22 protein-coding genes and 6 tRNA genes are annotated in these 25,992 nt (G+C 60.6%); 26 read left to right on the top strand and 2 right to left on the bottom strand.

Translation table 11 applies throughout. The annotated features are described in order from the left end of the window. Positions 1-91: 91 nt before the first annotated feature. The 20 genes from ACQ4WY_RS05225 to ACQ4WY_RS05130 all read left to right on the top strand — a co-directional run bounded on the left by ACQ4WY_RS05225 (position 92) and on the right by ACQ4WY_RS05130 (position 14,408). Positions 92-628, top strand: a complete 537-nt coding sequence (locus tag ACQ4WY_RS05225; protein ID WP_436503115.1) for a hypothetical protein — start codon at positions 92-94, stop codon at positions 626-628. Between the two features lie 87 nt (positions 629-715). Next, positions 716-1,318, top strand: coding sequence for an RNA polymerase sigma factor RpoE (gene rpoE / locus ACQ4WY_RS05220; protein ID WP_436503114.1), 603 nt, complete (start codon positions 716-718; stop codon positions 1,316-1,318). A gap of 72 nt (positions 1,319-1,390) precedes the next feature. Next, positions 1,391-1,726 (top strand): sigma-E factor negative regulatory protein, encoded by a 336-nt coding sequence (locus ACQ4WY_RS05215; protein WP_436503113.1) that lies wholly within the window; start codon positions 1,391-1,393, stop codon positions 1,724-1,726. A gap of 244 nt (positions 1,727-1,970) precedes the next feature. Next, positions 1,971-3,467 carry a DegQ family serine endoprotease gene (locus ACQ4WY_RS05210; protein WP_436503112.1) on the top strand — a complete coding sequence of 499 codons (1,497 nt, stop codon included), beginning with the start codon at positions 1,971-1,973 and terminating at the stop codon, positions 3,465-3,467. Positions 3,468-3,566: 99 nt separating this feature from the next. Then, positions 3,567-3,812: a glutaredoxin family protein gene (locus ACQ4WY_RS05205; protein WP_436503111.1), complete on the top strand. Its 246-nt coding sequence runs from the start codon at positions 3,567-3,569 to the stop codon at positions 3,810-3,812. Between the two features lie 315 nt (positions 3,813-4,127). After that, complete coding sequence (lepA, locus tag ACQ4WY_RS05200; RefSeq protein ID WP_099400486.1) at positions 4,128-5,918, top strand: translation elongation factor 4; 1,791 nt, start codon at positions 4,128-4,130, stop codon at positions 5,916-5,918. Between the two features lie 3 nt (positions 5,919-5,921). Then, entirely contained in the window at positions 5,922-6,839 is a 918-nt protein-coding gene (gene lepB, locus ACQ4WY_RS05195) for a signal peptidase I (RefSeq protein WP_436503110.1), read from the top strand. A gap of 92 nt (positions 6,840-6,931) precedes the next feature. Further along, positions 6,932-7,747: a ribonuclease III gene (gene rnc, locus ACQ4WY_RS05190; protein WP_353660884.1), complete on the top strand. Its 816-nt coding sequence runs from the start codon at positions 6,932-6,934 to the stop codon at positions 7,745-7,747. A 1-nt stretch (position 7,748) separates the two neighbouring features. Next, the gene (gene era, locus ACQ4WY_RS05185; protein WP_034749612.1) at positions 7,749-8,651 is read left to right on the top strand and encodes a GTPase Era; all 903 of its coding nucleotides are present in this window, start codon (positions 7,749-7,751) and stop codon (positions 8,649-8,651) included. 28 nt (positions 8,652-8,679) lie between these two features. Next, positions 8,680-9,528 (top strand): DNA repair protein RecO, encoded by an 849-nt coding sequence (recO, locus tag ACQ4WY_RS05180; RefSeq protein WP_436503109.1) that lies wholly within the window; start codon positions 8,680-8,682, stop codon positions 9,526-9,528. Between the two features lie 52 nt (positions 9,529-9,580). Further along, positions 9,581-10,342 (top strand): pyridoxine 5'-phosphate synthase, encoded by a 762-nt coding sequence (gene pdxJ / locus ACQ4WY_RS05175; RefSeq protein WP_436503108.1) that lies wholly within the window; start codon positions 9,581-9,583, stop codon positions 10,340-10,342. Between the two features lie 23 nt (positions 10,343-10,365). After that, positions 10,366-10,761: a holo-ACP synthase gene (acpS, locus tag ACQ4WY_RS05170; RefSeq protein WP_436503107.1), complete on the top strand. Its 396-nt coding sequence runs from the start codon at positions 10,366-10,368 to the stop codon at positions 10,759-10,761. A gap of 24 nt (positions 10,762-10,785) precedes the next feature. Then, positions 10,786-12,666 carry an excinuclease ABC subunit UvrC gene (uvrC, locus tag ACQ4WY_RS05165; RefSeq protein ID WP_436503106.1) on the top strand — a complete coding sequence of 627 codons (1,881 nt, stop codon included), beginning with the start codon at positions 10,786-10,788 and terminating at the stop codon, positions 12,664-12,666. Between the two features lie 127 nt (positions 12,667-12,793). Next, positions 12,794-13,378, top strand: coding sequence for a CDP-diacylglycerol--glycerol-3-phosphate 3-phosphatidyltransferase (gene pgsA / locus ACQ4WY_RS05160; protein ID WP_101481959.1), 585 nt, complete (start codon positions 12,794-12,796; stop codon positions 13,376-13,378). Positions 13,379-13,603: 225 nt separating this feature from the next. Continuing rightward, positions 13,604-13,679: transfer RNA gene (locus ACQ4WY_RS05155), tRNA-Gly, on the top strand. Between the two features lie 92 nt (positions 13,680-13,771). Beyond that, a tRNA-Gly gene (locus ACQ4WY_RS05150) sits at positions 13,772-13,847 on the top strand. Between the two features lie 71 nt (positions 13,848-13,918). Beyond that, positions 13,919-13,994 (top strand) — tRNA-Gly (locus ACQ4WY_RS05145). Positions 13,995-14,057: 63 nt separating this feature from the next. Next, positions 14,058-14,133, top strand: a tRNA-Gly gene (locus tag ACQ4WY_RS05140). A gap of 83 nt (positions 14,134-14,216) precedes the next feature. Further along, positions 14,217-14,292: transfer RNA gene (locus ACQ4WY_RS05135), tRNA-Gly, on the top strand. Between the two features lie 42 nt (positions 14,293-14,334). Continuing rightward, a tRNA-Cys gene (locus ACQ4WY_RS05130) sits at positions 14,335-14,408 on the top strand. A gap of 30 nt (positions 14,409-14,438) precedes the next feature. On the opposite strand, the gene ACQ4WY_RS05125 is transcribed toward ACQ4WY_RS05130, so the two are convergent. After that, entirely contained in the window at positions 14,439-14,687 is a 249-nt protein-coding gene (locus ACQ4WY_RS05125; RefSeq protein WP_436503105.1) for a hypothetical protein, read from the bottom strand. On the opposite strand from ACQ4WY_RS05125, the gene ACQ4WY_RS05120 reads away from it, so the two are divergent. Both ACQ4WY_RS05120 and ACQ4WY_RS05115 read left to right on the top strand, forming a co-directional pair. After that, positions 14,677-16,164, top strand: a complete 1,488-nt coding sequence (locus ACQ4WY_RS05120; protein WP_436503104.1) for a SulP family inorganic anion transporter — start codon at positions 14,677-14,679, stop codon at positions 16,162-16,164. The genes ACQ4WY_RS05125 and ACQ4WY_RS05120 overlap by 11 nt on opposite strands. 70 nt (positions 16,165-16,234) lie before the next feature. Beyond that, positions 16,235-16,687 carry a hypothetical protein gene (locus ACQ4WY_RS05115; protein WP_436503103.1) on the top strand — a complete coding sequence of 151 codons (453 nt, stop codon included), beginning with the start codon at positions 16,235-16,237 and terminating at the stop codon, positions 16,685-16,687. 54 nt (positions 16,688-16,741) lie between these two features. Here the strand turns inward: ACQ4WY_RS05115 and ACQ4WY_RS05110 are convergent, their stop codons facing one another. Beyond that, complete coding sequence (locus ACQ4WY_RS05110; RefSeq protein WP_436503102.1) at positions 16,742-18,448, bottom strand: methyl-accepting chemotaxis protein; 1,707 nt, start codon at positions 18,446-18,448, stop codon at positions 16,742-16,744. 382 nt (positions 18,449-18,830) lie between these two features. On the opposite strand from ACQ4WY_RS05110, the gene ACQ4WY_RS05105 reads away from it, so the two are divergent. From ACQ4WY_RS05105 to ACQ4WY_RS05090, 4 genes are all read left to right on the top strand, one after another. Continuing rightward, complete coding sequence (locus ACQ4WY_RS05105; RefSeq protein ID WP_436503101.1) at positions 18,831-20,981, top strand: TonB-dependent receptor; 2,151 nt, start codon at positions 18,831-18,833, stop codon at positions 20,979-20,981. 279 nt (positions 20,982-21,260) lie between these two features. Next, entirely contained in the window at positions 21,261-24,332 is a 3,072-nt protein-coding gene (gene fdnG, locus ACQ4WY_RS05100) for a formate dehydrogenase-N subunit alpha (RefSeq protein WP_436503100.1), read from the top strand. Between the two features lie 13 nt (positions 24,333-24,345). Then, entirely contained in the window at positions 24,346-25,269 is a 924-nt protein-coding gene (gene fdxH / locus ACQ4WY_RS05095) for a formate dehydrogenase subunit beta (RefSeq protein WP_436503099.1), read from the top strand. Next, complete coding sequence (locus ACQ4WY_RS05090; protein WP_436503098.1) at positions 25,256-25,927, top strand: formate dehydrogenase subunit gamma; 672 nt, start codon at positions 25,256-25,258, stop codon at positions 25,925-25,927. The genes fdxH and ACQ4WY_RS05090 overlap by 14 nt, the downstream gene beginning before the upstream one ends. Positions 25,928-25,992: the final 65 nt, after the last annotated feature.

Below are 25,992 nucleotides of genomic sequence, written 5' to 3'. Positions count from 1 at the left end.
GAGCGCTGATTCGGCGCCAACGTTCGTTGGCGCCTGAATTTGCCCGGCATGGTGCCGGCGCGCCTGATGTTTTTCCCATTGAGTTTGCACTATGTCAATCGCGGTAGCGGCTGTCATTCGCACGCCTGTCTGTTTGCGCCTGTTGCAAGTGCTGCTGGGGCTGTGTGCGGTGTTGGCCGCCTGGCCCTTGAGCGGCATGTGGCGCGCTGCGGCCGTACCTGGTCCTGGCCAACTGGTGGGCGGCTATGCGCTGGGCTGGAGCGGTGCACTGCTGAGTGCGGCTGGCGGCGTGTTTGTGCTGGTTTTGCTGCTCTGGCGCAGAAAGCCGCAGGCGCTTGATATTTCGCCGGTTGGGCAGTTGCGGCTGGCGGTATATCTAGAGCATGGCGCGGCGCCGGAGATTGCTGCTGACGTGGTGGTGGAGTCGGCCGGGCCGGTCCCTGTGGCGCCGTCGGGCTTGCGCCTGTTGCCTGGCTCGACCTTGTGGCCGTCGCTGCTGGTGCTGTGCCTGGCGGATGCCGCCGGACGGCGCACGGATGTGCTGGTGCAGCGCGGCAACTGCTGCTCCGCGTTCCGCCCGCTGGCCGTGGCTTGCCGGGCTATCGCGGCGCGGAGCGGGGGAGAATAAAAGTGGGACGAACACTGAACTTCTTGCAGCGGGCTAACTCTATATCCATACAGGCGCCCACGCTGCATGACTACAGGGACATTGGGCGTGAGCACAGAGCGCGAGTATGATCAGTTACTGGTCGAGCGGGTGCAGGCTGGCGACAAACGGGCATTTGATGTGCTGGTATCGAAATATCAGCGCCGCTTGATGCGTCTCGTGTCGCGTCTTGTGCATGACCAGGCGGAGGCCGAGGACGTGGTGCAGGAAACCTTTATCAAGGCTTACCGGGCGCTGCGACATTTTCGCGGCGATGCCGCCTTTTATACCTGGTTGTATCGCATCGGCGTCAATACGGCCAAGAATTATCTCGTCACGCAAGGGCGGCGCGCCGCCACGTCCAGCGATGCCGACGCCGAGCAGGCGGAATCCTTCGACGATGGCAATAAATTGCGCGACAACAATACACCCGAATCGGTGCTGGCCAGCAAACAGATCGCGGCCACCGTCAATGCGGCCATGGATGTGCTGCCCATCGAGTTGCGCACGGCCATCGTGCTGCGCGAGATCGAGGGCCTGAGCTATGAAGAGATATCGGAAATCATGGCGTGCCCCATCGGCACCGTGCGCAGCCGGATTTTTCGCGCGCGCGAAGTGATTGCGGAGAAATTGAAACCGTTGCTGGACATGCCGATTGACAAGCGCTGGTAATCTGGGGAGTATGAGATTGGCATGGCTGCGTCCGGTTTTCGCACTGATCCTCTTGAAATGGCAGGACCCATCATGGATACGCACACACAATTGCACGAGATTATTTCTGCGCTGGCCGATGGCGAGCTGGCGGCGAGCGAACTCGAACTGGCTTTTGCCGCCCTCGATACGCCATCGGGACGGCAAGCCTGGGAGGCCTATCGCCAGATCGGCGACGTGCTGCGCTCGGAGCAGTACGGTCATGCACTGAGCGCCCAATTCGACGCGCGCCTGGCAAGTCGGCTAGCCGCCGAGGTGGCGCCCGATGGGCCGGCCGCCCATGCGGAGCCGCTACCACCGCTGTCCGCCCCCATCGTGCCGCCGGGCGTGGCCGAACCGCTGGAAGCGGGACCGCTGGCGCAACGCTAGCGTTAGCGCTGCGCCATCTTATGCCAGGCTTAACCTCCTCTTTGCCCCCTTGACACTGGACTTCGGTACGATTGACACTATGAGCAGGCAATATCTTGCTTTTGCGATATATTGTTGCATTGTTTGCCATGCGCGCTATCAGGTGTGTTTGCCCCTGAGGTTCCGTCATGACGGCCAATCATGCACGTAGGCAATCGCCTGATCCGCGTTTTGATCCGTTTATATACTCGAAAAGATCCTTTCCATGAAAAAAAACATGTGTGCCGCCAGCAAGTCGTTTTCAGTGAAGACGCTTTCCGCCTTATTGTTCGGTACGGCTGGCGTCTTCCTTGCTCCCACCATGCTGGGCATGGCGCCACAGGCGCAGGCCGCTGTGCCGGCTGTAAAACTGCCTGATTTCTCGGACCTGGTCGACGCAGTCGGCCCGGCCGTGGTGAATATCCGCACCACCGAGCGCCTGAAAATGGGCGGCGCCAGCGCTGGCGGCCAGGATGAACAGGAAATGCAGGAATTCCTGCGCCGCTTCTTCGGCGGCGCCATGCCGACGCCGCGCCAGCAGGCGCCGCGCGGCGGCCGTCGCGCCGTGCCGCAGGAGCAGGAAGTGCAGCGCGGCGTGGGTTCCGGCTTCATCATCTCGGCCGATGGCTACGTGCTGAGCAATGCCCACGTGGTGGACGGCGCCGATGAGGTGTACGTGACCCTGACGGACAAGCGCGAATTCAAGGCCAAGGTGATCGGTGCCGATGCGCGCACCGACGTGGCCCTGCTGAAAATCGAGGGCGGCAATCTGCCGCGGCTGACCATCGGCGACTCGGACAAGATACGCGTGGGCGAGTGGGTCATCGCCATCGGTTCGCCGTTCAACCTGGAAAACACGGTGACGGCCGGCATCATTTCCGCCAAGTCACGCGATACGGGCGACTATCTGCCCCTGATCCAGAGCGACGTGGCCGTCAATCCCGGCAACTCGGGCGGTCCGCTGATCAATATGCGCGGCGAGGTGATCGGCATCAATTCGCAGATCGCCACCTTGTCCGGCGCCTACAATGGCATTTCTTTTGCCGTGCCCATCGATGAAGCCATGCGCGTGGGTGAGCAGCTGAAAAAGACGGGCAAGGTCGTGCGCGGTCGTATCGGCGTGCAGATCGGCGAAGTGAGCAAGGACGTGGCGGAATCGCTGGGCTTGCCGAATGCCAAGGGCGCGCAAGTGTCGATGGTGGAGCCGGGTGGCCCGGCCGACAAGGCGGGCATCAAGCCGGGCGACATCATCTTGAAATTTAACGGCGCCCAGATCGAGCGTTCGTCCGACCTGCCACGTCTGGTAGGCGGCGCGGCCGTCAACGGCAAGTCCACGGTCACCGTCTGGCGCAAGGGCGCGCAGCAGGACATTCCCGTCACCGTTGTCGAGCTGGAAGGCGAGAAAACGGTGAAGAAGGGCGCCAAGGAGCCGGAAGCGCAAGCCGTCAATGCACTGGGCCTGAAGGTCAGCGACGTGTCGGCCGCGAAGAAGCAGGAGCTGAAAATCGATGCCGGCGTGCAAGTGGACGAGGCGGATGGCGTGGCGGCCTTGGCTGGCCTGCAGCCTGGCGACGTGATTTTACAGTTGAACAATGTTGCCGTGAAAGACGCCAAGCAGTTCAATGCCCTGGTCGCCAAGCTCGATCCGAAAAAGTCGTCGGCCGTGCTGGTGCGCCGTGGCGACGTGGCGCAATTCGTTTCGCTGCGTCCATCGGCAAAATAACTTTTCAACCCGCACCCCGCAAAGGCTGGGGTCGGACCTCAGGGACCAGGCGTCCCCGTCCGGCCTCAGTCGCCGTTCCTGCGGTTATTCAAGTTTCCCATGCACTTTACCCTCTATTCCCGCAGTTACTGCCATTTATGCCAGGACATGCTCGACGCCTTGCTTTTGCTGCAGCCGCCTGAAAAGCCCTTTACCGTCGAGGTGATCGACATCGATGCGTCGCCCGATGCCTCGCTGCTGGCGCGTTTCGACGAACTGGTGCCGGTGCTGTTTGGCGACCTGGCGCAGCCCGAGCTATGCCATTATTTTCTGGATGAGGCAGCTGTGCGGCGTTGCCTGGCGTAGCTTAACTATCAATATTGACACTGCATTGCACCATTCTGGTGCTAAAAACAGCTGAAAATGTCGGCTTGCCCTGTGCCGGCCTCTGAAAGACGGGCTTTCTACTCTGAAATCCGGTAAAATGGGGAGGTCGAAAAAGCTACTGTCCGAGGCAGCAGCTTCTGTCGCTTCAAAAGCGCTCGCCTGGGCATGCAGATGTCCTGCTCGGAGCGCTTTTTTCATCATGAGTGGGGCGCCTGGTTTTGGCCCTGTTTGGCCCGGACATGATCCCCTTGATTCCTGTTAAAGCAGTGTTGTCACTCGCACATATATTAGTTAATGAATAACATACGCAACTTCTCCATCATCGCCCATATTGACCACGGTAAATCGACCCTGGCTGACCGCATCATTCAATTGTGCGGCGGCTTGTCCGACCGCGAGATGGAGGCGCAAGTGCTCGATTCGATGGATCTGGAGCGCGAACGCGGCATTACGATCAAGGCGCAAACGGCAGCCTTGCACTACAAGGCCCGCGATGGCCAGATCTACAACCTGAACCTGATCGATACGCCAGGCCACGTCGACTTCAGCTATGAAGTGTCGCGCTCGCTGTCGGCCTGCGAAGGCGCGCTGCTGGTGGTTGACGCGTCGCAAGGCGTGGAAGCGCAAACGGTGGCGAACTGCTACACGGCGCTGGACCTGGGCGTGGAAGTGGTGCCCGTGCTGAACAAGATCGACTTGCCGAACGCCGACCCACCGAACGCCATTGCCGAGATCGAAGACGTGATCGGCATCGACGCGGCCGACGCCGTGCATTGCTCGGCCAAGACGGGCTTCGGCGTGCTGGACGTGCTCGAGCAACTGATCGTCAAGGTGCCGCCACCGAAAGGCGACCCCGATGCGCCGCTGCAGGCGCTGATCGTCGACTCCTGGTATGACGCCTATGTGGGCGTGGTCATGCTGGTGCGCGTGGTCAACGGCACCCTGAAACCGAAAGACAAGATCCGCCTGATGGCCACCGATTCGGTGCAGCTGGTGGAAGACATCGGCGTGTTTTCGCCCCGTTCGCAATCCTTGCCGCAACTGTCGGCAGGCCAGGTGGGCTTCATCATCGCCGGCATCAAGGAATTGAAGGCGGCTAAGGTGGGCGATACCGTCACCCTGGCCAGCCGTCCTGCCGCCGCGCCATTGCCTGGCTTCAAGGAAGTGCAGCCGCAAGTGTTTGCCGGCCTGTTCCCTGTGGAAGCGAACCAGTACGACGCGCTGCGCGATTCGCTGGAAAAGCTGAAACTGAACGACGCGGCCCTGATGTACGAGCCGGAAGTATCGCAGGCGCTGGGCTTCGGCTTCCGCTGCGGCTTCCTGGGCTTGCTGCACATGGAAATCGTGCAGGAACGCCTCGAGCGCGAATTCGACATGGACCTGATTACCACGGCGCCAACCGTGGTGTACGAAGTAATCCAGCGCGACGGCACCATGATCAACGTCGACAATCCGTCGAAGATGCCCGATCCGTCGCGCATCGAGGAAGTGCGCGAGCCTATCGTCACGGTCAATCTGTACATGCCGCAGGAATACGTGGGTTCCGTGATTACCCTGTGTATCGGCAAGCGCGGCATCCAGATGGACATGAGCTACCACGGCCGCCAGGTCAAGCTCGTGTATGAAATGCCGATGGCCGAGATCGTGCTGGACTTCTTCGACCGCCTGAAATCGACGTCGCGCGGCTATGCCTCGATGGATTACGAGTTCAAGGAATACCGCGCGGCCGACGTGGTCAAGGTCGACATGCTGATCAACAGCGAAAAAGTCGATGCGCTGGCCATCATCGTCCACCGTTCGAACAGCCAGTACCGTGGCCGCCAGGTGGCCGCCAAGATGCGCGAACTGATCCCGCGCCAGATGTTCGACGTGGCCATTCAGGCGACCATCGGCGCGAACATCATTTCGCGCGAGAACGTGAAAGCCTTGCGCAAGAACGTGCTGGCCAAGTGCTATGGCGGCGACATTAGCCGCAAGAAAAAATTGCTGGAAAAACAAAAAGCGGGTAAGAAACGCATGAAGCAAGTGGGTTCCGTGGAAATCCCGCAAGAAGCATTCCTGGCAATTTTACAAGTGGATGGTTAATCAATGAACCTGCAAGTGATTTTAGGAAATTTCGCTTTAATCCTGTTCGTGCTGATGGTGTTGACGGGCCTGGTCTGGTGCCTGGATGTGTTTTATCTGTCCAAGCAGCGCCGCAAGGCGGCCGACCTTGCCTTGGCCGAGTTCGATGCGCGCCAGTCCAAGCTGGCCGCCGAGGGCATCAAGTCCGATGCGGGCGGCAGCCGCGCCACCATCGAGGCGGCCCTGTTGCGCCAGCCGACCTGGGTCGAGTATTCGGGCAGCTTCTTCCCCGTTATCGCCCTCGTGTTCTGCCTGCGTTCGTTCCTGTACGAGCCATTCAAGATTCCGTCGAGCTCGATGGTGCCAACCTTGCTGGTGGGCGACCTGATCTTGGTCAATAAGTTTACTTATGGCATTCGTTTGCCGATCGTCAATAAGCGGATCATCGAAGTCAACGATCCGCAGCGCGGCGACGTGATGGTGTTCAAGTACCCGAAAGATATGTCGCAAGACTATATCAAGCGCGTGATCGGCGTGCCCGGTGATAAAATCACCTATGAAAACAAGCGCTTGACGGTCAATGGCAAGGAAGTGGCCTACACTCCGCTGGACGACTATCTGGACGATGAAAGCACGGTCTACCACAAGCAGCTGGAAGAAAACCTGACGGGCGTGAGCCACCGCATCCTTAACGACGAGCCTGCTCCTACGTTGAACTTGCGCGAAGTAAAGGATTTCCCGCACAAGGATGCGTGCAACTACAACGAAGACGGTTTTACGTGTGTAGTGCCGCAAGGCAATTATTTCATGATGGGCGACAACCGCGACAATAGCGCGGACAGCCGCTACTGGGGCTTCGTGCCGAACGAGAATATCGTCGGCAAGGCTTTCCTGGTGTGGATGAACTTCAGCAATCCGAAACGCGTGGGCGGCATACACTAAGCCGGCCTGGTCTGTAATGGACCAACCATGGCCGCCGCGCCGATTCCCCGCGCGGCGGCCAGCCGAATTACTCAGATGACACAGAAACAACAATGAATCTTCAGCTATTGCAAACCCGTTTAGGTTATACGTTCCAGGATGCTGGCCTGTTGCAGCAAGCCTTGACGCATCGTAGCCACAGCAGTTTGCATAACGAGCGGCTGGAATTCCTCGGCGACTCCATCCTCAACTGCGTGGTCGCCTCCATCCTGTATGAACGCTTCAAGTCCATCGACGAGGGCGACCTGTCGCGCCTGCGCGCCAACCTGGTCAAGCAGCAGTCGCTGTATGAAATCGCGCAAAAGCTGGAATTGTCGCAATTCCTGCGCCTGGGCGAAGGCGAACTGAAGTCGGGCGGCTTCCGCCGTCCATCGATCCTCGCCGATACCCTGGAAGCCTTGCTGGGCGCCATTTTCCTCGACACGGGCTTCGATGCCGCCAGCACGGTGATCCGCGCCTTCTACATCCCCATCCTCGACTCGGTCGATCCGCAAACCCTGGGCAAGGATGCCAAGACCCTGCTGCAGGAGTTTTTGCAAAGCAAGAAAATTTCGCTGCCACAGTACAACGTGGTGGCCACCCACGGCGCCGCCCACAGCCAGGAATTCGAGATCGAATGCCTGGTGCCGAAATTGAATATCCAGGTCTACGGCCGTGGCGGAAGCCGCCGCGCCGGTGAGCAAGCCGCCGCCAAACTGGCGCTGGAAGTGGCCGAGCAGGCGCTGTTGAAGTCGCCAGCCGCCAGCCGCAAGCCGAAACCGCGCGCCGCCCAGCTCAAGCTGGCCGGCATTGCCACCATCCAGAGCGACGACGCGGCAGCCCCGGCTGCCCCGGCGATCGCCGCTCACACTAAACAGAATCGACACTAGCATGACAGCCACCAAAATGCCCGACAACTTCCGCTGTGGCTATATCGCCATCGTGGGCCGCCCCAACGTGGGCAAATCGACCCTGATGAACGTGCTGATCGGCGCGAAGGTCAGCATCACTTCGCGCAAGGCGCAAACCACGCGCCACCGCATCACGGGCATCCAGACGGTACCGGACGCGCAGTTCATCTATGTCGACACGCCTGGCTTCCAGACGCGCCACTCGAACGCGCTGAACAAGACGCTGAATAAAACCGTGACGAACACGCTGATTTCCTCGGACGTGATTTTGTACGTGATCGAGGCGGGTACCTTCGGCCCGGCCGACCAGCAAGTGATGGACCTGCTGCCGAAGGAAGTGCCGTGCATCCTCGTCATCAATAAATCCGACCGCGTGAAGGACAAGGCCGTGCTGCTGCCGTTCGCGCAAAAGATTGCCGCCATGCGCGACTTTGCCGCCATCGTGCCCGTCTCGGCCAAGCTGCATTTCCAGCTGGAAGGCTTGCAGAACGAGATCAAGCGCTTCCTGCCGGAAAACCAGCCCATCTTTGGCCCGGACGACATCACCGACCGCAGCGAAAAATTCCTCGCCTCGGAAATCGTGCGCGAAAAACTGTTCCGTTTTGTCGGCGACGAATTGCCGTACACGAGCACCGTGCTGATCGAGAAATTCGAACAGGAAGGCGATTTGCGCCGCGTGTTTGCCGCCATTCTGGTCGAGCGCGATACGCACAAATCCATGATCATCGGCAACAAGGGCGCACGCCTGAAGGAAGTTTCCACCCAGGCCCGCCTGGATATGGAAAAGCTGTTCGGCGGCCCCGTGTACCTGGAAATCTGGGTCAAGGTCAAGTCGGGCTGGGCCGACAACGAGGCGGGCTTGCGCGCCTACGGCTACGAGTAAGCCGCAACCCGGGGGCGACGCTACACGCATGAGCACCACCACGCCAGCGCAGCCTGACATCGCGCCAGCTTCACCTGCTGTCTCCGTACCTGCCCCCGCGCCGGCGGCCATCGTGCCGCCGGCCGTACCTCCCTCAGCGCCCCGGCGCAGCCGTCCGCCCACGCGCGACGGCCGCATCACGGGCCAGCCAGCCTTCGTGCTGCACAGCTATCCGCATAAAGAAACCAGCCTCATCGTCGACGTGTTTACGCGCGAGTACGGCCGCATCGCGCTCGTCGCCAAGGGCGCCAAGCGGCCCCATTCGCAGTTGCGCGGCGTGCTGCAGACGTTTCAACCGCTGCAAGCGGGCTGGACTGGCAAATCCGAACTGCGCATCCTCACCGGCGCGGAATGGGTGGGCGGCATGTTGCCGCTGGAAAAGACCGCCTTGCTGTGCGGCTTTTATTTGAACGAATTGCTGGTCAAATTGCTCGCGCGCGACGACCCGCATCCCGTCCTGTTCGACCACTACGTTGCCACCTTGAATCAACTGGCGCACAATGAGCCGCCGCCCATCGTGCTGCGCAAATTCGAGCGCGCCCTGCTCAAGGAAACGGGCGTGGCGGCCGACCTGACGCGCTGCACGGGCACGCGCCAGGCCGTCGATGCGGGGCAGGTGTACGTGGTCGACCCGGAGAGGGGGCCGCGCCCGGCGCGCGCTGCCGACGCCTGGCCTAAGATCACGGGCAAGACCCTGCTCGACATGGAGCGCGAAGATTATCTTGACGTGGCCACGCAGGCGCAAAGCAAGCTGCTGATGCGCTTTTTGCTGGCCCATCAACTGGGTGGCGCTACCTTGAATACGCGCCAGATACTGATCGATTTAATGCAGCTGTAGCGCTGCTCTTTACCTCATTGCGGCGCTACGGCATTTTACGGATACCATCACTATGAGCTTTTTGCAGCCTTCCGGCCCCGTCATCGACCTGGGCGTCAATATCGATCACGTGGCTACCTTGCGCAATGCGCGCGGCACCGCGTATCCGGACCCGATCCGCGCGGCCCTGCTGGCCGAGCAGGCGGGCGCCGACGCCATCACCCTGCATTTGCGCGAAGACCGCCGCCACATCAAGGATGCGGACGTCATCGCCATCGCGCCGCAATTGCTCACGCGCATGAACCTGGAAGCGGCCGTCACGGCTGAGATGATTGATTTCGCCTGCCGCATTAAGCCTGCCGACGTCTGCCTGGTGCCGGAAAAACGCACGGAAGTGACGACCGAAGGGGGGCTGGACGTGGTGCGCTACTTCAAGGAAGTGCAGGCGGCCGTGCAGCAATTGCAAGGCGAGGGCATCCGCGTGAGCCTGTTCATCGATGCGGACGAGCAGCAGATCGCCGCCGCCGCCGAGCTCGGTGCGCCCGTGATCGAGCTGCATACGGGGCGCTACGCCGATACGCAAGGCGCCGAGCAACTGGCGGAGCTGGAACGCATCAAGGCGGGCGTGCTGTTCGGCGTGGGCCGCGGCTTGAAAGTCAACGCGGGCCACGGCTTGCATTACACCAATGTGCAGGCCATCGCCGCCATTCCGGACATTGCTGAACTGAACATCGGCCACGCCATCGTCGCGCATGCCGTGTTTGTCGGCTGGGAAAATGCCGTGCGCGAAATGAAGGCCATCATGGTGGCCACGCGCCTCGCTGGCAAAGCCTAAACGCACGAACAAAGGAGCTCAGCATGATCTACGGCATCGGCACTGATATCTGCAAGATTCCCCGCATCGAGGCGGCCCTGGCGCGCCATGGCGAGCGTTTCGCGAAAAAGATACTGGGGCCGCAGGAACTGGAAAAATTCCGCGCCCGCAGCGCCAAGAATGCCGTGCGCGGCATACGCTTCCTGGCCACGCGTTTCGCGGCCAAGGAGGCGTTTTCCAAGGCCATCGGCCTGGGCTTGCGCATGCCGATGACCTGGCCCGCCGCGCAGATGCTGAACCATCCCAGCGGCAAGCCGATGATCGTCTGCAGCGGCGTGCTGGCAGAGTTCATGGAAAAGCACCGCCTGAGCGCGCAAGTGACGATCAGCGATGAAGAAGAATATGCGGTCGCGTTTGTGATCGTAGAGCAAGCAGTGTAACTATAAGTGTGCAATGAGCCAGCAATGACCGAAGCAAGCCCAGAACCATCCTTAGCGGAAACGCCGCCCGACCCGCGCGTGCAGGTGCTGGCCACTGTTGCCAAGTTGCCGAACTTGCCCGGCGTGTATCGCTATTTCGACGCCGCCGACAAGGTGCTGTATGTCGGCAAGGCGCGCGACTTGAAAAAACGCGTGTCCAGCTATTTCCAGAAAAACCTGGCCAGCCCCCGCATCGCCATGATGGTCGAGCGCATCGCGCGCCTGGAAACGACGGTCACGCACAGCGAAGCGGAAGCCTTGATCCTGGAAAACAACCTGATCAAGGCGCTGCAACCGCGCTACAACATCCTGTTCCGCGACGACAAGTCGTATCCGTATTTGAAAATCACCAATGGCGATGCGCCGCGCATGGTGTATTACCGGGGCGCGGTGGACAAGAAAAACCAGTATTTCGGGCCGTTCCCCAGTTCCTGGGCCGTCAAGGAATCGATGCAGATCCTGCAAAAGGTGTTCCTGATCCGCACCTGCGAGGACAGCGTCTACGCCAACCGCACGCGGCCCTGCCTGCTGCACCAGATCGGCCGTTGCAGCGCGCCATGCGTGGACCTGATCAGCAAGGAAGACTACAAGAACGACGTGGAAAACGCGGCGCGCTTCCTGCGCGGGCGCCAGAGCGAAGTGCTGGCCGACCTGGAAAAGAAGATGCATGCGTTTGCGGCCGAGTTGAAATTCGAACAGGCCGTGGTGGTGCGCAACCAGATCGCTTCACTGTCGCGCGTGCTGCACCAGCAAAGCATGGAAACGACGGGCGATGCCGATGTCGACATCCTCGCCGTGCTGGTGCAGGGCGGACGCGCCTGTGTCAACCTGGCCATGGTGCGCGGCGGGCGCCACCTGGGCGACCGCGCCTACTTCCCCAGCCAGCTCAGCGACGCGGCGGCGATTGCCGAAGAGCCGATCGAAGTGGAAGTGCTCGCCGCCTTCCTGGCGCAGCACTATACGGAAAAATTCATCCCCGGCACCCTGATCCTGAATATCGAATTCGACCAGCCGGCCCTGATGGTGGCCTTGATGGAGCAGTGTGGCCACCGTATCAACCTGATCTTCCAGCCGCAGGGGCAGCGCCGCCAGTGGCTGGAGATGGCGCAGAAGGGCGCCGAGATTTCGCTGGCGCGATTGTTGTCCGAGCAGGGTTCGCAGCAGTCGCGCACGCGCGCGCTGGCCGAGGCCTTGCGCCTGGAAACGGAAGACCTCGACAGCCTGCGCGTGGAGTGTTTCGACATCAGCCACACGCAGGGCGAGGCGACGCAGGCCTCGTGCGTGGTGTTCCACCACCACGCCATGCAGAACGGCGAGTACCGGCGCTACAACATCAACGACATCACCCCCGGCGACGACTACGCGGCCATGCGCCAGGTCCTCATGCGCCGCTACGAGAAAGTGGCGAATGGCGATGGCGTGATGCCCGACGTGGTGCTGATCGACGGCGGCAAGGGACAGATCGAAATGGCGCGCCAGGTGTTCGCCGAACTGGGGCTCGATATCAGCCTGATCGTCGGCGTAGCCAAGGGAGAAGGGCGCAAGGTGGGCCTGGAAACCCTGCTGTTTGTTGATGGCCGCGCGGCGCAGGAATTGGGCAAGGAATCGGCGGCGCTGATGCTGATCGCGCAAATTCGCGACGAGGCGCACCGCTTCGCCATTACCGGCATGCGCGCCAAGCGGGCCAAGACGCGCCAGACGTCGCGCCTGGAAGAAATAGAAGGTATCGGCGCCAAGCGCCGCCAGAAACTGCTGTCGCGCTTTGGCGGCTTGCGCGGCGTGGTCGACGCCAGCATCGAGGACCTGATGTCGGTGGAGGGGATTTCCACGCAACTTGCGGAAGAAATCTACAAGCAGCTGCATTGATGGACAGGTGGCCTGGTCCGGCGCTGCGGCAAGCGGACTAGGCTAATACCCCGGGGCCATGTAGACTAGTGGCGCTTTCTTCACACTTTCTTCATATTCAATTTACCCGTCGGCCGATTGCACCCTTATGCCTTTTAATATTCCCATCCTTTTGACGTGGCTGCGCGTGGCCCTGATACCGCTCGTCGTCGGGGTGTTTTACCTGCCGCCGTCGATGCTGCTGCATGGCGACCAGAATCTGGTTGCCACCCTGGTCTTCATTGTTGCCGCCGTGACCGACTGGTTCGACGGTTTCCTCGCGCGACGCTGGAACCAGACCTCGGCCTTTGGCGCCTTCCTCGACCCGGTAGCCGACAAGCTGATGGTGGCGGGCGCCTTGCTGGTGCTGGTGCAGCTGGACCGTGTGAATGCCGTGCTGGCCTTCATCATCATCGGCCGCGAAATCACGATTTCCGCATTGCGCGAATGGATGGCGCAGATCGGTGCATCGAAATCGGTGGCCGTCAGCTCGATCGGCAAGATCAAGACGGCCGCGCAAATGACGGCCATTCCCTTGCTGCTGTATCACGACGTGATCTTTGGCGCGATCGACACCCACGTGTGGGGCGAGAAGCTGCTGTGGATAGCCTGCGTGCTGACGGTGTGGTCGATGTTCTATTATTTGCGCCTGGCATGGCCTTTGATTAAGGAAAAAGCGGGAAATTTGCACTAAGGCCACTCCGCCTAGCTACTGCGCAGCTCACTCTCGCGTCTCCGTTGCTCGCTGTACCTTCGTGCAGCTCCGCTACTCAACACGATATTGAGCTTGCTCGCTACGCTATTCGGCGGACCTTAAGGTGGGATTGGCGGCTTTCTTCGGAATATTTTGCAAAAGACCAGATATTGCCCGTTGACAGCCCCTGTAATCCCTCTATAATGCTGGCCTGTTGTTGATGACGCGGGAGTAGCTCAGTTGGTAGAGCGCAACCTTGCCAAGGTTGAGGTCGAGAGTTCGAGACTCTTCTCCCGCTCCAGTTTTCTGGATCGTGTCATAGGTAAAAACAGCAGATGCAGTAAAAAGTAGTACTGGTGATGTAGTAGAGCTTCTGATACAATGTTGTCCACTGCGGGAGTAGCTCAGTTGGTAGAGCGCAACCTTGCCAAGGTTGAGGTCGAGAGTTCGAGACTCTTCTCCCGCTCCAGTGAATGCTGGATCAGCAGTAAAACAGCACTGGTAAACGGTAGTAAAAAGCAGTAAAATAGCGGTTCGTATGCGGGAGTAGCTCAGTTGGTAGAGCGCAACCTTGCCAAGGTTGAGGTCGAGAGTTCGAGACTCTTCTCCCGCTCCAGCGAAAGCTGAAGCAGTACAGCAGTACAGCAAGATGGCAGTAGCAGAAAATAGAAGCTCCAATGCGGGAGTAGCTCAGTTGGTAGAGCGCAACCTTGCCAAGGTTGAGGTCGAGAGTTCGAGACTCTTCTCCCGCTCCAGAATTCTAAAGGGAAGCTAAGCTGGCTTCCTTTTTTTATCCGCTGCAGTAGCAAGCGTGATTAGGCAGTAACCAAGCTCCAATGCGGGAGTAGCTCAGTTGGTAGAGCGCAACCTTGCCAAGGTTGAGGTCGAGAGTTCGAGACTCTTCTCCCGCTCCAGTTTTCAAGGTGGGCCGAAAGGCCCATCCAAGCAGTTCCTCTGGCGAGGTAGCAAAGAGGTTATGCAGCGGCCTGCAAAGCCGTTTAGACGGGTTCGATTCCCGTCCTCGCCTCCAGATGAAAAAAATAGCCCACTTTCGAGTGGGCTATTTTTTTGTCCATCTTTTTGCCGGCTGCGCATCTTGTATAATGCCGGCAAGCTCAGCCGCGCCGCCTGGCGCCTTGATGAAACTTCCCCTTTCCGCCATACCGATGTAGTCACTGACGACTTTCCTGCTCCGATCGACCTCAGCGCAGCTTTTCTGTGACGCCTGCTGGCATGGCTGTGCCTGATTATTGTCCATCAGGCCGGCATTTTCCTGTTCCGACTTTGGATTCGACGCAATGATCAACACAACTTTTCGGGATGAGTGGTACTCGAACCTGCAAAAAAACGTCCTGGCGGGCTTGACCACCTCCTTCGCCCTGGTGCCCGAATGCATCGCCTTTGCCCTGGTGGCGCAGCTCAATCCCCTGATGGGCCTGTATGGCGCCTTCATCATTTGCGCGCTGACGGCCATCTTTGGCGGGCGCCCCGGCATGATTTCGGGCGCGGCCGGGTCCATGGCCGTCGTCATCGTGGCGCTGGTGGCGCAACATGGTGTGCAGTACCTGCTGGCCACCGTGGTGCTCGGCGGTATTTTGATGGCCTTGTTCGGCATCTTGCGCCTTGGAAAATTGATCCGCATGGTCCCATATCCGGTGATGCTGGGCTTTGTGAATGGCCTGGCCATCGTCATCGCCATGGCCCAGCTGGAACACTTTCGCCAGGCCACCGCGCAAGGCGAAGCATGGCTGCAAGGCATGCCCTTGTATGTGATGGGAGGGCTGGTGGCCCTGACCATGGCCATCGTGTACGTGCTGCCGCGCGTCACGAAGGCCGTGCCGCCGGCGTTGGTGGCCATCCTGGGAGTGGGCGTGCTCAGCCATGTCTTGCACTTGCCCACGCGCACCCTGGGCGACCTCGCGCATATCGCCGGCGGCTTGCCGGCCCTGAATTTCCCTGCCGTGCCGCTGGATATGGACACTTTGCGCATCATCTTCCCGTATGCGGCGCTGATGGCCATGGTGGGTTTGCTGGAAACTTTGCTCACCTTTAATCTCACAGATGAGATAACAGAAACGCGGGGACAGCCGAACCGCGAATGCATCGCGCTCGGTGCTTCGAACATCGTTTCGGGCCTGTTTGGCGGCATGGGCGGCTGCGCCATGATCGGGCAGAGCATGATCAACCTGAGCTCGGGCGGTCGCTCGCGCCTGTCGGGCGTGACGGCCGGCGTGATGATTTTACTGTTCATCCTGTTCCTGTCACCGCTGATCGAGCGCATCCCGCTGGCTGCCCTGGTGGGCGTGATGTTCGTCGTGGCGCAGCAGACGTTTGCCTGGGGTTCCTTGCGCGTGCTGGGCAAGGTGCCGTTGCAGGATGCGCTGGTGATCGTTGCCGTGACGGTGATCACGGTGTTGACGGACCTGGCGATGGCTGTGCTGTGCGGCATCGTCATCGCCGCCTTGAATTTTGCCTGGCAACATGCGCGCGAAATGCGTGCCGACATCGATGACAGCAGCCCTGGCATGCGCGTCTACCTGCCGCACGGCACCCTGTTTTTTGCTTCCACCACGCATTTCCAGGAGCTGTTCCAGTCAGCGTCGGATCCAGCCCGCGTCATCCTCGACTGCCGGCACCTGCACATGGCCGATCACTCGGCCATCGCCGCCATCGAATCCCTGTATGAGCGCTATGACAAGGCCGGCAAGCATCTGCAGGTGACGCATCTGTCCGCCCGCAATGAGACCTTGCTGCAGCGGGCCGGGGTGGACGTGAGCGTGGCGTAAAATACGGGATAGTCTGAGCCGCGCAATTTCTCGAAAATGGGCGGGATTGTTGAATGTCTGTGGAGTGTGAATGCTGTCGAACGAACAAGAACAATTATTGCAGCAAAGCCAAACGGCTTTTGATGCCTACTATGACGCGCTGGGCGCCTCGCTGGTGAATTTTGTCGAGCGCCTGGGTATCCAGCCGGCGCACGAAGTGTTGACGAACGCGGCTGAATACCTGCCGTATATCGACGCGGCCATGCGCACCATCGTCATCCGCGACGAGAGCTGGCAGTGGGTGAAAACCATGCTCGGCTACTTTATCGGCGAATACTTCGTGCAAGGCCATGCGGGCTGCTGGTATGTGGAAACGCGGGTGGAATCGCCGCATTTCTGCCGCATCATGGTGGGCGGCTTCGAGCATGGCTTGCCGCTGGACGCGGCCATCGATCCGGAACAGCTGGCGCTCGATTTCCTGGCGCAGGCGGTGCCGCGCGAGCTGGCGAAACTCATGGAAGATGCGCAGGCCAGGCTGTGCTGATGCCTGGCCGTTCGGCATGCGTGGCAGTCACTGCCACGCACTAAATCTCACACTTTAAAACTCTTCCCACTCGCCTTCTGCGGGCGCCGTGGCCTTGCTGCTGGCGCGCGTCACGGGCAGGCGCAGGGCAGGGGCCGAAGCCTTGCGGGCTGGCGTGGCCGGTGCTGCCGGGGCGCTGCGTTGCGCCGCTTTCACGCTGAAACGGTCGGTGGCCGCCGCGTTGGCATCGAGGCGGAAGACGCTGACTACCTGCGCCAGTTCGCTCGCCTGTTCCTGCATCGCTTCGGCCGCTGCCGAGGCTTCTTCCACCAGGGCCGCATTTTGCTGGGTCACCTGGTCCATTTCGGAAATGGCCTGGTTGACTTGCTCGATGCCCGCGCTTTGCTCTTCGCTGGCGTTGCTGATCTCGCTCATGATGGAGGTGACGAAGCCGATGCTTTGCACGATTTCTTCCATCGTCTTGCCGGCCTTGTCGACCAGGTCCGTGCCCACGTCGACTTTTTGCACGGAGTCGTCGATCAAGCCCTTGATCTCTTTTGCCGCTGCTGCCGAGCGCTGCGCCAGGTTGCGCACTTCCGTGGCCACGACGGCAAAGCCGCGACCCTGTTCGCCGGCGCGCGCCGCTTCCACTGCCGCGTTCAGGGCCAGGATGTTGGTCTGGAAGGCGATGCCATCGATGACGGAAATGATGTCGACGATTTTCTTCGACGAGGTATTGATCTCGCCCATGGTGGCCACTACTTCGGCGACCACGGCGCCGCCGCGGCTGGCGATGCCGGCCGCGTCGCCGGCCAGTTTATTGGCCTGACGCGCGTTGTCCGCGTTCTGCTTCACGGTCGAGGTCAGTTCTTCCATCGACGAGGCTGTTTCTTCCAGCGAACTGGCTTGCTGTTCCGTGCGCGACGACAGGTCCTGGTTGCCGGCGGCAATTTCCGCGGAGGCCGTGGCGATGGTGTCGGTGCCGCTGCGCACCTGGCCGACGATGCCGACGAGGCTGTCGTTCATGGTTTTCAGGGCATGCATCAGCTGGCCCGTTTCATCGCGGCCTTGCGCCGTGATGGTGCTGCTCAGGTCGCCTGCTGCCACGGTTTCCGCCACTTTCACGGCGGCGCGGATGGGGCCGGTGATCGAACGCGTGATCCACCACGCGAAACCGATGCCCATCAGCACGGCCAGCACGCCCATGGTGATCAGGAAGATGCGGGTGCCGCTGTAGGCTTCGATGATGCTGGCGCCGACGCCGTCGGCGGCCTTGATCTGCATGTTGGCAAAGCGTTTCACTTCGGCCAGGTAGGCCGTGGTGATCGGCGCGACTTCCTTGTCGAACACTACTTTGGCGCCTGCCACGTCGCCGTCGGCCTTCATCTTGAAGGCGCGCGCGCGCGTCGTCACGTAGTCGGTGCGCACCTTGCGAACCACCTTGAACTGCTCGATCACGGCCGGGTTGAGCAGCGCAGCGACGATGTCGTCCTGCAGCTTGCTGGAACGCTCCGCATCGACTTTCAAGTCTTCCTCGATCTTGGCGCGCACGACGGGATCGGTGATTTCAAACGAGGCGACGCCGCGCACACTGTTCAGTTCAATGATCTTCGACCATTCGGCCACCATGCGCTGGTTCTTGATGCTGGTATTGATGAGGCGGTAAGTCAGGTCGCTGGCCGTTTGCATGCGCACGAGGGCTGTGATGGTCAAGGCGGCAAGCAACAGCAGTACGACAGCAAAGCCGACGCCAAGTCGGCTGCCGATGTTCAGGTTTTTCATGTAATTCCTAACAGTTTAATAGTCATGATCGCCGCCGCCAGCAGGGGCGGACAGGCGCCGCAAGGCGCAGGGGATCGGGGTCATCGGGTGCCGCGTGATGGCTGTGCGGCGCGCCACGCTGAGCGTGGCGATGGAGGTGAAGCAAGGGGCATATCGGTCAGGCTGACCGCTGCCCAGCAAGCCGCAAGTATAGCATTGACGCAGGGAAATAGTTTTTCAAAGCAATTTTAATTATTTTTTGATATTGATTTCCTGTTGTGTTTTTACATCAAGTCCCTAGTCCATAAGTACTATCACTTACATTTCACCTTACTTTTCCCCTCGCTGGCTGATAAAATACTAATGATAATCATTCGTATTAAAACATTGACCAGGGAAATGTATGCAGCAACAGCGCAAGCCAGGATGTAAACCGATCACCATCGCCGTACTGGGCGCCTTGACCTTGGGCGCTACGCCACTGGCGGCGTGGGCGCAGGAAAGCTTGCCTGCCGTCACCGTGACGGCATCGAAGGACAAGGATGGCTATGTCGCCGCCACCTCCGCCAGCGGTACCAAAACGGAAATGGCCTTGCGCGACGTGCCGCAGACGATCAACGTGGTGCCGGCCGCCGTCATCCGCGACCAGAACGCCATGTCGATCCAGGACATCATGAAGAATATCCCCGGCGTGGGCCTGTCCACGGGCGACGGCCAGCGCGACCAGGTATTCATCCGCGGCTTCACGGCCATCGGCGACCAGTTTGTCGACGGCTTCCGCGATGACGCCCTGTATTTCCGCGACCTGTCGAACGTGGAGCGCCTGGAAGTGATCAAGGGGCCGGCCGCCGTGCTGTACGGCCGCGGCTCCTCGGGCGGCCTGGTGAACCGCATCACCAAAAAACCGGGCGTGGATATCACGGACGTGGCCCTGAGCCTGAGCAACACGGCAGGGCGCCGCGGCGAAGTTGACGTGGGCCGTGTCGGCGAGACGGTGGATTGGCGCGTCACGGGCGCGCGCGAATTGTCGGACAGCTACCGCGACCAGCAATTTATCAACCGCACGGCGCTGGCCCCTAGCGTGGCGATCCGCCTCTCCAGCGCCACCAAATTGCTGCTGCAGGGCGATTACCTGGAAGACCGCCGCCTGACGGACTTCGGCATCCCGTCCTACCAGGGTCGTCCCGTCGCCGTCGACGCGGGCACTTATTATGGCGCCGCCAACGCCCGCGATGCCGACTTTAGCCAGTCGCGCGTGGTGTCTACGGCCGCCACCCTGACGCACAAGTTCAGCGATACCTTGTCGCTGCGCAATGCCTTCCGCTATTACGACTATCACCTGGATCGCAACAACACGAATATTTCCGGCAACGTCAATGAAGTCAAGGGCACGATGAGCCTGGGCCACGCCAAGCTGAACCGCGACGAAAGCGGCTGGTTCAACCAGACGGAACTGACGCAAAAACTGGTCACGGGCACTTTGCGCCACGAAGTGCTGTACGGCGCCGAGTTCGGCAAGCAAAACAAGGATGCGTCGAGCTGGGCTTCGACCGTGGTGGCGACGAATGTATCGATCTTCAATCCCGTGCTGCCGCAGGTCAACCGCAGCAAGCTGGGCGCGCGCAGCGATACTTTCGGCACCTACGACACGGCCGCCGCCTACGTGCAGGACGCCATCACCATCAGCGACGAGTGGAAGGCGCTGGCCGGCTTGCGCTACGACCGCTACAAGCAGCAGTCGCGCCTGGCCAATGCGGCCGGCCTGACGACGGCCGACCTGTCGCGCACGGATTCTGCCTACAGCCCCCGTGCCGGCCTCGTCTGGCAACCCAGTGCGACGCAGTCGTACTACGCATCGTGGAGCCGCTCGTTCCAGCCTAGCGGTGAAAACTTTGCCCTGGCCGCCAACAATGCCGACCTGGCGCCGGAAACCACGCGTAACACGGAAGTGGGCGCCAAGTATGACTTGTGGGGCGGCCGCGCCAACGCCACCGTATCGCTGTTCCGCCTGGAGCGTGACAATATCAAGACCAGCGACCCGATCACGAACCGCATCGTGCCCGTCGGCACCCAGCGCACGGATGGCCTGGAGCTGACCTTCAATGCGGACTTGCACGATGGCTGGAAAATGATGGCAGGCTATGCTTACCTGGACGCCACCATCACCGACTCCATCGCCGTCGACAAGAGCGTGAATGCGCCGGGCACGACGACGGCCAGTTCCGTCGCCATCAAGGGCAAGCGCGCCACCCTGACGGCGCGCAACACGGCCAACCTGTGGCTGACGAAAGACCTGGGCCACGGCTTCACGGTGGGCGGCGGCGCGAACGCCGTCGGCAGCCGCTTCGCCAATCCGGGCAACACGGTCGTGCTGCCAGGCTACGTGACGGCCGACGCCATGGCCGCGTACCGCACGGGCCGCTATGAAGTGCAGCTGAACGTCAACAATATCGGCGACACGCGCTACATCGTCTCGGGCCACGGTTCCAGCCCGAACCTGAGCTTGCCGGGCGCGCCGCGCAATGTGGCGCTGACCTTGCGCTACAGCCTGTAATTTTTGTCACTCCCTCAAAACCCGCTCGCGAGCGGGTTTTTTCATGGGTGGGTAGCGATGTGCAAGCGCGGCGGACAGGCTGGCATTATTTAGAAGGAATGTTCGGTACCGCCAAATTAATGTTGACTAAAGGAAAGTTTTTCCGGCGGACTGAGCCTTGACTGGGTTTGAGGGGTAAAATACTGTCATACGGCACAGGCATGGTGCTTATATCTTGGTGATATGACACTACCACGACGCCGTATGACTTTTATTTACTCACATCATAGAGGCCTGAATATGGTTCAGATGTCCAGGCGCCAGTTCCTTCGGGTAACTGGCGCGACCATTGCTGGCTCCAGCCTCGCCCTGCTCGGTTTCGCACCGGGCCAGGCGATGGCGGAAGTGCGGCAATACAAGCTGTCTCGCACGACCGAGACACGCAATACCTGTCCTTACTGTTCGGTAGGATGCGGCGTCCTGTTGTATGGACTGGGTGACGGCGCGAAAAATGCCGTCTCCAGCATCATCCACGTGGAAGGCGATGCCGATCACCCGGTGAACCGCGGCACCCTGTGCCCGAAAGGCGCCAGCCTGGTGGACTTCATCCACAGCCCGAACCGCCTGAAGGTACCCGAATACCGCGCGCCGGGCGGCACGGAATGGCAAGCGATCTCCTGGGATGTGGCGCTCGACAAGATCGCGCGCCTGATGAAGGATGACCGCGATGCCAACCTGATCGAAAAGAATGCCGACGGCAAGACCGTCAACCGCTGGCTCTCCACCGGCATGCTGGCCGCGTCCGCCGGCAGCAACGAGGTCGGTTACTTGACCCACAAGACAGTGCGCAGCATGGGGATGCTGACCTTTGATAATCAGGCGCGTGTATGACACGGACCGACGGTGGCAGGTCTTGCCCCGACGTTTGGCCGTGGCGCGATGACGAATCATTGGGTCGATATCAAGAATGCCGACGTGATTCTGGTCATGGGCGGCAATGCAGCAGAAGCACATCCTTGCGGATTCAAATGGGTAACGGAAGCGAAGGCACATAACAAGGCCAAGCTGATCGTTGTCGATCCGCGTTTTACCCGTACCGCATCCGTGGCAGATTACTACTGCGCCACGCGTACCGGCACGGACATCGTCTTCCTCGGCGCGATCATCAATTATCTGCTGACGAACGACAAGATCCAGCATGAGTACGTGCGCAACTACACGGACATGCCCTTCATCGTGCGCGAAGACTATGCGTTCGAGGACGGCCTGTTCTCGGGTTTCGACAAAGAAAAAGGCAAGTACACCAACAAGGCCACCTGGGATTACGAGATCGGCGACGATGGTTACGCCAAGGTCGACCCGACCCTGGAACACCCGCGCTGCGTCTACCAGATGATGAAGAAGCACTACGCGCGCTACACGACCGAGATGGTCGAACGTACGTGCGGCGTGTCGGCCGACAAGTTCCACAAGGTGGCGGAAGCCCTGGCTTCGACCGCCGTGCCGGGACGCGCCGGCACCATCCTGTACGCGCTGGGCTGGACGCACCACTCGACGGGCGCGCAAACCATCCGCACGGGCGCCATGGTGCAGCTGTTGCTGGGCAATATGGGCATCGCCGGCGGCGGCATGAACGCCTTGCGCGGCCACTCGAACATCCAGGGCTTGACCGATCTGGGCCTGATGTCGAACCTGTTGCCGGGTTACATGACCTTGCCCAACGAGGGCGAGCAGGATTTCGATGCGTATATCGCCGCGCGCGCCACCAAGCCGCTGCGGCCGAACCAGCTCAGCTACTGGAGCAATTACCGCAAATTCCACGTCAGCTTCATGAAGACGTGGTGGGGTGATTTCGCCACGGCCGAGAACAACTACGCCTTCGACTACCTGCCGAAACTCGACAAGCCGTATGACTTGATGCAAGCCATCGAGAACATGCACCAAGGCAAGATGACGGGTTATATCTGCCAGGGCTTCAATGTGCTGGCGTCCGCGCCGAACAAGCAGAAGGTCACGGAAGCGCTGTCGAAGCTGAAGTTCCTCGTCATCATGGACCCGCTTGCTGTGGAAACGGGCGAATTCTGGAAGCCGCACGGGCAGTACCACGAAGTCGATCCCGCCAAGATCATGACGGAGGTGTTCCGCTTGCCGACGAGCTGCTTCGCCGAAGAGCGCGGTTCGTTGGTCAGTTCTTCGCGCGTCTTGCAGTGGCACTGGCAGGCGGCCGAACCGCCGGGCCAGGCGCGCAGCGACCTGGAGATCATGTCGGGCCTGTTCCTGCGCATGCGTAGCATGTACAAGAAAGAGGGCGGCAAGTTCCCCGATCCTATCGTCAACCTGACGTGGAATTATGCGCAGCCGCATAACCCGCAGCCGGAAGAAATCGCTCGCGAATTCAACGGCCGTGCGCTGGCCGACTTGTACGATCCAAAAGATCCGACCAAGCTGCTGGTGAAGAAGGGCGAGCAACTGGCTTCGTTTGCGCAATTGCGCGACGATGGCACGACCACCAGCGGTTGCTGGATCTTCGCCGGCAGCTGGACGCAGGCGGGCAACCAGATGGGACGGCGCGACAATAGCGACCCGACCGGCATCGGCCAGACTTTGGGCTGGGCCTGGGCGTGGCCGGCGAACCGCCGCGTGCTGTACAACCGCGCCTCGTGCGACTTGAAGGGCAAGGCCTTCGATCCGACTCGCAAGCTGATCGAATGGAATGGCACGAACTGGAGCGGGGCCGACATTCCCGACTTCAAGGTCGACGAACCGCCGGAAAACGGCATGGGTCCGTTCATCATGCTGGGCGAGGGTGTGGCGCGCTTCTTTGCGCGTGGCGCCATGGCCGAAGGGCCGTTCCCCGAGCATTACGAGCCGTTCGAAAATCCGCTGGGCTACAACCCCATGCATCCGAAAAACCCGCAGGCGACCAGTAATCCGGCCGCGCGCGTGTTCGCCGATGACCGGAAAATGTTCGGCACGCATGAGGAATATCCGCATGTGGCGACCAGCTACCGCCTGACCGAGCATTTCCATTACTGGACCAAGCATGCGCGCCTGAACGCCATCATCCAGCCGCAGCAATTCGTCGAAATCGGCGAAGAGCTGGCCAAGAGCATCGGCGTCGTTGCTGGTGGTGAAGTGCGCGTCAGTTCCAAGCGGGGCCACATCATCGCCAAGGCTGTCGTCACCAAGCGCATCAAGGCGTTGATGATCGAGGGCAAGCAGGTGCATACCGTGGGCCTGCCGCTCCACTGGGGCTTTACGGGCGTGGCCAAGCCGGGGTATCTGATCAATACCCTGACACCGGGCGTGGGGGATGCGAATTCGCAAACGCCGGAATTCAAGTCCTTCCTCGTGAAGGTGGAAAAAGCATGATGGGAGCTCAATAATGGCACTGCAATCCTTAGATATCCGGCGCCTGTCGGCTACCACGGTGACGCCGCCGCAAGCGCGCAGCCCGGTGACGGGCACCGTGGCCAAGCTGATCGATGTGTCGAAATGCATCGGCTGCAAGGCTTGCCAGACGGCGTGCATGGAATGGAACGACTTGCGCGATGAAGTCGGCGAAAACCATGGCACCTATGACAATCCGACGGACTTGACGCCGCAATCGTGGACGGTGATGCGTTTTGCCGAACACGAAAACAACGACGGCAACCTCGAGTGGCTGATCCGCAAGGATGGCTGCATGCACTGCGAGGACCCGGGCTGCCTGAAGGCCTGTCCGGCGCCGGGCGCTATCGTGCAGTACACGAACGGCATCGTCGATTTCCACCAGGAAAACTGCATCGGCTGCGGCTACTGCGTGGCTGGCTGTCCTTTCGACGTGCCCCGTATTTCGAAAAAGGACGACCGCGCCTACAAGTGCACGCTCTGTTCCGACCGCGTCGCCGTGGGCCAGGAACCGGCCTGCGTGAAAACCTGTCCGACGGGCGCCATCGTCTTCGGCACCAAGGAAGACATGAAGGTGCATGCGGAAGAGCGCATCGTCGACCTGAAGTCGCGCGGTTTCGAAAACGCTGGCCTGTACGATCCGCTGGGCGTGGGCGGCACGCACGTGATGTACGTGCTGCACCATGCCGACAAGCCGAAGCTGTATTCGAACTTGCCGGAACGCCCGCGCATCAGCCCGATGGTGGGCTTCTGGAAGGGCTGGTCCAAGCCGCTGGCGGTGGCCGGCATGGCTGCCACGGCCCTGGCAGGCTTCTTCCATTACACGCGTGTCGGTCCGAACGAAGTGAGCAAGGATGAAGAGCACGAAGCGCTGGAAGAGGCCAAGCGCATCCGGGAGGAACAGCATGAGCCACTTTGAACAGCATGATGGCAAGCTGCACGACAAGGAGGGCAACCCGCTGATTCAGCGTTACAACCCGAACGAGCGCACGAATCACTGGGTCACCGCCATCACCTTCGTCATGCTGGCCCTGTCCGGCCTGGCCATGTTCCATCCGTCGATGGCGTGGCTGGCGAATCTGTTCGGCGGCGGGCAATGGACGCGCATCCTGCATCCGTTTGCCGGTCTGGTGATGTTCGTCTCGTTCGCGATCCTGGTGGTGCGCTTCTGGCACCACAACAAGTTCGAAGACGGCGACAAGCAGTGGCTGAAACAGATGGACGACGTGCTCAACAACCGCGAAGACAAGCTGCCGAAGATCGGCAAATACAATGCCGGCCAGAAGATCCTGTTCTTCGTGCTGCTCGCTTGCATGGTGGGCTTGCTGCTGTCGGGCATCGTGATCTGGCGCGCGTATTTCGCGTTCTATTTTCCGATTCCCGTCATCCGCGCGGCCGCCTTGCTGCATGCCGTGTGCGCGTTCGGCATCATCTGCGCCATCATCGTGCACATCTATGCGGCTCTGTGGGTGAAGGGCTCGATCGGCGCCATGGTGCGCGGCACCGTCACCTACGGCTGGGCGCGCAAGCACCACCCGAAGTGGTTTGAAGCGGTGATTCGCAACAGCAAGGACTGACGGTTTTTTGCTTAAGTAGCCCAAGTGCAAGAGCTGGGGTCAGACCCGTCGGGTCTGACCCCGGT

It is taken from the genome of Janthinobacterium salmonicoloratum (genome assembly GCF_051380845.1).
Taxonomy (GTDB): domain Bacteria; phylum Pseudomonadota; class Gammaproteobacteria; order Burkholderiales; family Burkholderiaceae_D; genus Janthinobacterium; species Janthinobacterium lividum_F.
The sequence above is the reverse complement of the archived record's forward strand: the minus strand, read 5'-3'. Positions and strand labels throughout refer to the sequence as shown.

Bases quoted from the DNA above. Each gene is read 5' to 3' on its own strand.
- pdxJ (WP_436503108.1), top strand. From the start codon at position 9,581: ATGAGCTTTTTGCAGCCTTCCGGCCCCGTCATCGACCTGGGCGTCAAT.
- fdxH (WP_436503099.1), top strand. From the start codon at position 24,346: ATGGCACTGCAATCCTTAGATATCCGGCGCCTGTCGGCTACCACGGTG.
- ACQ4WY_RS05210 (WP_436503112.1), top strand. From the start codon at position 1,971: ATGAAAAAAAACATGTGTGCCGCCAGCAAGTCGTTTTCAGTGAAGACG.
- rnc (WP_353660884.1), top strand. From the start codon at position 6,932: ATGAATCTTCAGCTATTGCAAACCCGTTTAGGTTATACGTTCCAGGAT.
- ACQ4WY_RS05105 (WP_436503101.1), top strand. From the start codon at position 18,831: ATGCAGCAACAGCGCAAGCCAGGATGTAAACCGATCACCATCGCCGTA.
- ACQ4WY_RS05225 (WP_436503115.1), top strand. From the start codon at position 92: ATGTCAATCGCGGTAGCGGCTGTCATTCGCACGCCTGTCTGTTTGCGC.
- acpS (WP_436503107.1), top strand. From the start codon at position 10,366: ATGATCTACGGCATCGGCACTGATATCTGCAAGATTCCCCGCATCGAG.
- ACQ4WY_RS05205 (WP_436503111.1), top strand. From the start codon at position 3,567: ATGCACTTTACCCTCTATTCCCGCAGTTACTGCCATTTATGCCAGGAC.
- ACQ4WY_RS05120 (WP_436503104.1), top strand. From the start codon at position 14,677: ATGATCAACACAACTTTTCGGGATGAGTGGTACTCGAACCTGCAAAAA.
- lepA (WP_099400486.1), top strand. From the start codon at position 4,128: ATGAATAACATACGCAACTTCTCCATCATCGCCCATATTGACCACGGT.
- ACQ4WY_RS05215 (WP_436503113.1), top strand. From the start codon at position 1,391: ATGGATACGCACACACAATTGCACGAGATTATTTCTGCGCTGGCCGAT.
- recO (WP_436503109.1), top strand. From the start codon at position 8,680: ATGAGCACCACCACGCCAGCGCAGCCTGACATCGCGCCAGCTTCACCT.
- ACQ4WY_RS05110 (WP_436503102.1), bottom strand. From the start codon at position 18,448: ATGAAAAACCTGAACATCGGCAGCCGACTTGGCGTCGGCTTTGCTGTC.
- ACQ4WY_RS05115 (WP_436503103.1), top strand. From the start codon at position 16,235: ATGCTGTCGAACGAACAAGAACAATTATTGCAGCAAAGCCAAACGGCT.
- uvrC (WP_436503106.1), top strand. From the start codon at position 10,786: ATGACCGAAGCAAGCCCAGAACCATCCTTAGCGGAAACGCCGCCCGAC.
- lepB (WP_436503110.1), top strand. From the start codon at position 5,922: ATGAACCTGCAAGTGATTTTAGGAAATTTCGCTTTAATCCTGTTCGTG.
- pgsA (WP_101481959.1), top strand. From the start codon at position 12,794: ATGCCTTTTAATATTCCCATCCTTTTGACGTGGCTGCGCGTGGCCCTG.
- ACQ4WY_RS05090 (WP_436503098.1), top strand. From the start codon at position 25,256: ATGAGCCACTTTGAACAGCATGATGGCAAGCTGCACGACAAGGAGGGC.
- era (WP_034749612.1), top strand. From the start codon at position 7,749: ATGACAGCCACCAAAATGCCCGACAACTTCCGCTGTGGCTATATCGCC.